Genomic DNA, 2,083 nt, shown 5'->3' with positions numbered 1-2,083 from the left:
GGTACCGACAAAGCCGTCCCCGGCAGTCGGGCCCGATTTTCGCAAGCTGCTGCGACAAGGTCAGAAAAAGGACCCCATCGCCGGAAAGAAGATTCGCGAGGAGGAGATGATCCGCTGCGGCTACTACCTGACGGCTGCCGAGCAGCGTCAGTTCAAGTTGCTGGCAATCAGCAACGGGCACAGCATGACCGAGCTGCTGCGAAAAGCTGTGCAGGATTATATCCGCATTCATAAGCACAAACTGCCGGAATAATCGGCGGTTTGGAGTCGCTGTCGCATGCTGCGACGGGCGATGTGCTTGGCTCTTTGCGACGCGCAAAAAAAGGGCCCGCGACGGAGCACTCCGGCGCGGGCCCTGAGACGTGTTGCCTACTTGGGTTGGTTGAGGTGTTTCAGCACATGGCCGAGGATTGCGTTTTGCACCGGACGCCCGCTGGCTGCCGCTTTGTCGTCGGCCAGCTTTGCGGCCAGTTTGGGCGACAGCGGCATGAAGTCGTAGCCGTGTGAAATGGCTGCATGGCGAAGATATCCAAGTGTTTCGAACGCGCCATCGTGGGTGCCAAGCCAAAGACCGGGCTCGTCGGTTTCTTCGTGGGGGAACGCTTGCAGGAAGTAGGTCCGAAGCGGTGGGTCGTAACCGATGATTGCGTCCGGGTCTGAGCGCCCCTGCCCGGTGACGGTAATTGTGTAACGGCTCATTGCAACCTCCTTTTGCCGGTGGGGAGCCGGCCCCTCGAGGGGCCGGCCATCGATGCCTCACTGGGGGTTGTTCCAGAGGATGACCTTCTTGTTTTCCTCGCCACCGGGGGCGGGAGCCAGATTGCCGAAGATCACGCCGATCTCGGGCGCTTCCAGCTTGACCGAGAGGTATTCCTCTCCCGAACGCTGGGAGATGCGGTGCCAGCCGGCTCCGATCTCGAAGCCCGTGCGCTTGTTGACGATCCGGTAGTCGGGCGCGTCCTCGCGCGACTTGTTGGTGTTCGGGATGAGGGTGATCGGGGCATTGACCCGGAGCGTCGCGAAGACACCTTCCATCGAGCCGTCGGCCTTGGTGGTGAGATTTGCGATCGTGGTGGCCATGGTATTTCTCCTTCGGTTGCATCGGGACCATTCCCGATGGCGCCAAAGGAGAGGGCCGTCCTGCTGCGGTCATCTCGGCGAAAATTCTGGAAAATTCTATTTGCCGAAAAATTGCGGGCAGGCCCTTCGCCTGCCCGCTGACCAAAAACAGAAATCGAATTTTCCTGAATATTCGCCGAGTGTACCCCCAACGGGGGTTGACCGCACAAAGCAGGCGGTCGTCTACAAAGGCGACATGAAACGGGAATGGCTCCGGATGCGGCAGATGGACAAGAACCCAGGCCGCCATCGCTTGACCGCCGACGCAACGCTGCCGGATCGCAGGAACATGCTGCAGCCTCTCGGGTCATGTCGTCGGCATTGCCAACACATCGAACAGCAGCCCGGCGCGTGACCTCCTTGCGTGTTCGGAATGGCGGCATAGCGGTTTCGAGATCGGAGCCGGCTGACAGCGAACTCACGCCCCTCGGGACGATACCGCGCAGTCAGGTTGGATGACCCGGCAAGCCAGGATGTTGTTCGGCAGGCTTGCACCCGCTTCAGAGGCGAGACGGGTCAAGATGATCATCCGCACAACGCCCGGCGCTCTGCGCGTGGGAAAGGGGCCGGCTTCGGCCGCTCATACAAGTGGATTAGGCGGCGAGGAGCCGGATGAACATAAGGAACCCGCCGGGCTGTCGGCTGGACCGCATCCATCATCCTGGCAACGCCAGACGCTCGTCCGGCATCATGCGGGCTTCGACCTGGCGGCGAATGTCCGGATCGACATGGCGGAGGATGGCGCACCAGTCCTCCACATTGTACGTCCTCGCCACGCTGCCCCTGACCAGATCATAAATGACGCACGGCTTGTTTGCGATGGCGAGCCGAAGCACGTTGACGGCAGTGCCGGGTGATGCGCCGTCCCAGACCATCATGCCAAAGTCGGCGCGCTGCGCCATCTCCCGGTCCTTTGCGGCGTGGAACCAGTGCTCGTGAACTCCTTCAGGAGAAGGAACATGGT

General features: G+C 61.2%; 3 protein-coding genes and 1 pseudogene. 1 reads left to right on the top strand and 3 read right to left on the bottom strand.

Features of this window, described 5'->3' with window-relative positions:
* Positions 1-253: hypothetical protein (locus tag AC1D08_RS33615; protein WP_477425341.1), on the top strand; the 253-nt coding region annotated here is incomplete at its 5' end.
* A gap of 116 nt (positions 254-369) precedes the next feature.
* Here the strand turns inward: AC1D08_RS33615 and AC1D08_RS33610 are convergent.
* The 3 genes and pseudogenes from AC1D08_RS33610 to AC1D08_RS33600 all read right to left on the bottom strand — a co-directional run.
* On the bottom strand, positions 370-699 hold the full coding sequence (locus AC1D08_RS33610; RefSeq protein ID WP_477425340.1) for a hypothetical protein: 330 nt from the start codon (positions 697-699) through the stop codon (positions 370-372).
* A gap of 57 nt (positions 700-756) precedes the next feature.
* Positions 757-1,080, bottom strand: coding sequence for a DUF736 domain-containing protein (locus tag AC1D08_RS33605; protein WP_006205585.1), 324 nt, complete (start codon positions 1,078-1,080; stop codon positions 757-759).
* Positions 1,081-1,775: 695 nt separating this feature from the next.
* Positions 1,776-2,083 (bottom strand): annotated as a pseudogene (locus AC1D08_RS33600) (hypothetical protein); the annotation flags it as partial.

It is taken from the genome of Mesorhizobium sp. P2_E6 (assembly GCF_056403835.1).
This window is presented reverse-complemented; position numbering and strand designations above follow the sequence as displayed.